This is a genomic window from Xenorhabdus yunnanensis (assembly GCF_028598805.1).
Classification (GTDB): Bacteria; Pseudomonadota; Gammaproteobacteria; order Enterobacterales; family Enterobacteriaceae; genus Xenorhabdus; species Xenorhabdus yunnanensis.
This window is the reverse complement of the sequence record NZ_JAQRFI010000097.1, coordinates 1-5,127: the sequence shown is the minus strand read 5'-3', so window position 1 is coordinate 5,127 and position 5,127 is coordinate 1. Positions and strand designations below refer to the sequence as shown.

General features: G+C 38.7%; 5 protein-coding genes and 1 pseudogene. All 6 read left to right on the top strand.

All coding sequences use genetic code 11. From position 1 onward, the window contains the following. Nucleotides 1–209, top strand: a 209-nt coding sequence (locus tag PSI23_RS20195) for a hypothetical protein (RefSeq protein ID WP_273556750.1), incomplete at its 5' end; no start/stop codon positions are given. Between the two features lie 364 nt (nt 210–573). Further along, complete coding sequence (locus PSI23_RS20190) at nt 574–840, top strand: type II toxin-antitoxin system RelE/ParE family toxin (RefSeq protein ID WP_273556751.1); 267 nt, start codon at nt 574–576, stop codon at nt 838–840. A 124-nt stretch (nt 841–964) separates the two neighbouring features. Next, nucleotides 965–1,102 (top strand): annotated as a pseudogene (locus PSI23_RS20185) (IS110 family transposase); the annotation flags it as partial. A gap of 849 nt (nt 1,103–1,951) precedes the next feature. Then, entirely contained in the window at nt 1,952–2,374 is a 423-nt protein-coding gene (locus PSI23_RS20180; RefSeq protein WP_273556749.1) for a GNAT family N-acetyltransferase, read from the top strand. A gap of 110 nt (nt 2,375–2,484) precedes the next feature. Beyond that, on the top strand, nt 2,485–3,174 hold the full coding sequence (locus PSI23_RS20175) for a helix-turn-helix transcriptional regulator (protein ID WP_273556748.1): 690 nt from the start codon (nt 2,485–2,487) through the stop codon (nt 3,172–3,174). A 34-nt stretch (nt 3,175–3,208) separates the two neighbouring features. After that, nucleotides 3,209–4,489, top strand: a complete 1,281-nt coding sequence (locus tag PSI23_RS20170) for a cytosine permease (RefSeq protein WP_273556747.1) — start codon at nt 3,209–3,211, stop codon at nt 4,487–4,489. Nucleotides 4,490–5,127: the final 638 nt, after the last annotated feature.

The following is a 5,127-nucleotide window of genomic DNA, read 5'->3' as shown; positions in this document are numbered from 1 at the left end:
GATACAGTTTAAAAGAAAATAATCTCACAAACCCCCTCAAGAGCCACCGGGTGCTGTTATTATGGCACCCCAATAGCACCCCTAAAATCTGTAATCTATTGATTTTTATAAATAGTAAACCCATCAGATATGGGATACCTACACAAATAAAAGGTATTGCGGAAATCACCATACCCAAAGTGGAATGTCACACCTTGCGGCAACTATAACTATAGGGATTTCCACCCTAGTTAATTAACTCATTGATTTTTCCGAGGTGGTCATTTTGACCCCGCCGAGGATACCGATTGTCCTGTTTAGCGTAATTTGTTGATTTTAATTAATTACCACTCAGGGATGGAATTCCGGTTCTCTGACGGAAATAAGCAAAATCAATAGATTAAAAGAGAATCATGACCAATTACCTAGAGAAGTCCAAAGTCACGCCCGTCCATAGTTTCCATTTTCCTTCACAATTTTTCCGTTTAAGAATACTACGTAATGGTAATGAAGGTCGGGATCATTTTTTCCTATTTTAAAAAGCCGAACCAATTCGTTCTCTAAATCTCTAGATAGTATCCCCAGTCCAATCTTATTGAAATTCGCCGTTTTACTGTAAAGCAATGGGATGAGGCACAATCGAAAAAATACCTGTCCGAACTTCAACAAACTTTTCATTTGCTGGCTGTCACCCCTTCTCTGGGGAGGCTCAGGCAGGACGTTGGTGCGGGAGTATTGAGTTTTCCTCATGTCAGTCATGTTATCTATTACATAAACCATGAGAAGCAACTGGTTGTATTCGGCATACTACACAAGCGTATGGTGCCAGCGAATCATCTGGACGGACGCGAGGTAATTTAATGGGACTGTCTGGCCTCATTGAGGCCATTTTCAGAAGTCAGCTGCACTTAATTGCTTAATACAACAAAGAATGTTAGATGGTTATTGCATCCCCCCTATTTGAGGTAACGTAAATTTCGGCGATCGGTGGGTCAGTGCGTTGATCAAGCGCCGGGGTTACTGGTGTGCAGCGATGGCAATTGCGGCAAAAAATGCCCGATTGTGCTCGGCATTACTGAACTACGGTGATGATTTTAGGTTGTATTCATCATCAAGTAGTTAATTTATATAGCAAACGACCTTTTCTGACTGCAAACATTAATGTTAAAGGGTTAGACCCCGTGAGGAATATCTGTATAAAGCACAGGATATCGGTATCCGTTTAACGAACGAGAACCTCACGAGTGTCTTTCATCACAACTAGATGATTCATCATGACCGTTTATAGTGCTTTAAATTCCGTTTTCTGAGGCGACCCCAAAAAGCAAACACTCATGCTCTTACCCTGAGCAAATTATGACCACACAAGCGGTTCTTTAAACTTTTATAGCAAGCCATAAAATTAAAGAGCAATATTTACATTATGAGAATAAATATTAATTAAATTATTCTCTCTCTGGCGGTTACCCTGATTGTTTGATATGGATACACAGATGTTAGCTATAAAATTTTTGTAATTATTTTTATATTAAAATAAAAATTCCCTGGTGATACTTAAACCTGACGATATATATTTTGTAATAAATAAGAGTGGTATATAGTTACTACGGAACGGTGAATTTTGTATTTTTCTATCTCCACCACCCTAATTAAAGATAACTATTTTTATCAAGAATTAAACGGGTGAAAAGCACTCTTGAACTTAAATTATAAATATGATAGAGACTGGTTTGGGTGTATTTAGGGTGCGGGCATACTATTTTAGTTAACTTTCAAAGGTATTTATTTCGTAAAAATCAAATTGAATAGCATTTAAAGTGTTTAAAATATCATCAAGAAGAGAGTTCTTTAAATTCTGATGAAAACCTATACCGTCAAAAAACAATATTTACATTTTGGGATTAATATGTAAATCCAAGATTTATAAAAAATAACGTCAAGAAATTATTTTAATAAGAGGGTAACCTTCAAAATGAAAATACATATTACTGACACTCCAAATTCACTAGATGAAGAATACGTAATTCAAAATCTCTGGGTACACAACCAACAATATAGTGATGTTGATATCCGACCTATATTTCTCACTATCACTGATGATAAAAACCAAATTATTGCCGGCCTTATTGCTAAAACTTGGTGGGGAGGGCTTGAAATTCAATATCTCTGGGTAAATGAAAAACACCGTACAAAAGGCTTCGGCAGACAGCTTATGTTACAAGCTGAAGAAGAAGCATTAAAAAGACACTGTCATATGGCTTATGTTGATACTTTTAACTTTCAAGCTAGGGGCTTTTATGAAAAATTAGGATATAAAGTCTATGGAAAGCTTGTAGGATACGCTCACAAGTATACTCGCTTTTATCTGGCGAAAAAATTCATAGTATCTAAATAGGATTTCATAATGCTGCTACACATAGTGCCTTAAACCATTTGAATACAAAGGGCTTACGTTGTACAAGGTGTAGCACTATTTTGGAATGTTATTTAGCAATAGGGAATAAAATGACGTTACCCTGCAACGAAAACGACTCCTATCTAAAGGGATTAATCGCCATGATGGAACATCTGAGTGAACCTTGGGGAATTAAAGATTTAAAGTCTCGTCATATCTACATGAACAAGGCTGCATACCTCTACACTAATATCCCCATAAATTTTGATATAGAAGGAAAGTTTGATAATGAGTTTCCGGCTGATTGGGCTGAATTAGCCGAAGACCTAATAGAACATGATAAAAGGACTGAAGAATCTCAAGATAAAATTTCTGTCATAGAAACACATTATTGGTATGGTAAAGACAATTTAACCCCATTCATTAGTGAAAAATTTCCAGTATACAACAACGAAAAAAAATGTATTTGGATCGTATGGAATGCTAAGTCTCTGGATACATTGTCCCCTTTACAATATATCAATCAACATAAACCCAGCGTCTTGACGACAAAAATTGATACCAAACTGTTCACCAGAGCCGAAATGGATATCATTTTTTTTATGCTCAACAGATTTTCAAATAAGGAAATGGCGAGAGTATATAATGTGAGCAGCAAAACCATAGAAAATAGAATATATAATATTTACCAAAAAGCCGATGTCCATTCGCCTCAGCAGCTTGAAGAATTCTGTAGACACTTACATTTGGACAACTATATCCCTGAACGCTTAATCGAAAAAGGCATTCGCTTTATATAAACCTATCTGAACCTCAGAAGAGGCACGAAATATTATGGTTAGAATTGAAAACTATTCACTGAGCCGAGTACCACAAACACAACGTGTATCATTATTAAGCGTGGCTATCGTTCACATGGGCATGTTGACGGCATTGGATCAATTTATGCTTGGGGCTGTGCTCGGTGGCTCTATGGCTTTGATCGACGCCTTTATTGCTATTTTCATTGGCAGCCTGATCTTCGGCATTGTCACGTTTGGGCTTGGTTTTGCGGGAATGCGTGAAGGCCTATCCGGCAGCCTATTGGCCCGGTGGTGTGGTTTTGGCCGCATAGGATCAGTGTTAATTGGCCTGGTTGTTACAATCAGTTTATTAGGCTGGTTTGGTATCCAAAACGCCATTTTCGCCTATTCCCTTAATTTTGCCTCTGGCGATAAACTTGGATTTGGCTGGGCAGCGGCGCTCTCCGGCACTTTGTTGACAACCCTGGTCGCCTTTGGCTTTAAAGCATTGCGTTTTACCGCCAGAATTGCTGTTCCCCTGTTTATTTTGCTGGTTGCTTATATTTCCATTATCGTGCTGTCCGGTAATACTGGTCAACAACTACATGAAATTATCAAATTACCTCATTCCGGTGATACCTTAACCATTAGTGCGGGTATCACGATTGTCGTGGGGGGTGCGATTGTTGCAAGCTTGATGACGCCTGATCTGACTCGTTACACCAAATCAGGCAAGCATGTCTTTGGGATCACCTTGCTGACCATCATTGCGGGAGAATTTGTGATTAATAGTCTGGCGATCCTTATCGCAAAGGCTCTGAATACGTCGGACGTTGTCACTATTATGTCGCAAGCCGCAGGAGGCGCGGGGCTTTTGATTGTCGTTTTCTCCACATTGAGGGTCAACGACTTGAACCTGTATTCTTCATCATTAGGCATTATCAACGCCGTAGAAGGCATCACTGGCAAAAAACTCCGTTATCCCCTAACAACCATCGTTATTGGAATACTTGGAACGCTATTTTCTATTCTGGGTATCTTGGAAAGGTTTGTGGATTTTCTGACTGTGTTGGGCGTTGTTTTCCCGCCCATTATTGGGATTATGTTGGTTGATTACTATATTCTGCGTTCCCATCGCAAGGTGTTGGATGAAAGCCGGGAACAAGGCGTACTTCCACATGAAACGCCCGTCATCGGCTGGGCTGCCATTATCGCCAGTATTATCGGTAGTGTGATTGGTCTGGGGACAAGCTGGGGTGTTCCAGCAATTAATTCATTATTGCTGGCGAGCTTAGCCTATGGGCTATTTAAGTCAGTTTGTAAACGCGTTTAGCTTCATGTAGTTATGATATTGCTCCCCAAATGAGGAGCAATACTTAACGGCTAGCATATTTCTTCGCCATTAACCCACTAATGATCTTAGGATGATATTTTCAGTCTGCCCACTAGCAAGCTCTGGGATTATATGAGTAAACTCACTGCTAACATTCGTTTTCGTAACTCCGATATACCAATAATAGCTGTTGTCACTGATTTTTTGCCTACCAGATAACGGGCACGTATTCAATTTGTTGTTCCTCGTGTATACTCCCTCTTTTGCAGGAAATGCATGACAAAGTCATCGGTGCTTTTATCGAAAGAGAATGTTATGTTTAAGACCAATCAACATTTTGAATACGCGACCCAGTATATCTTTTAATTTTTACTATATTTATCAGTTGTTTTTGTCATAAAAATTATTTTTTCTGACAAAAATAAATCTATTTTAAATTTACATACATTCCCATCACATCTTATTCCAATAAAATATATATCAAGTCATTCAATCTATCACTCTATATAATTACCCGCCTTATTAATTAACCCGAATTCTGGATAAGAAATTGACGAGAAGCCTGTTCCGGGAGCAAAGTTTTGGTGAACGCCGAAAACAGCTCCGGGGAGGAACAGGCTATGAATAAATTAGTTGAA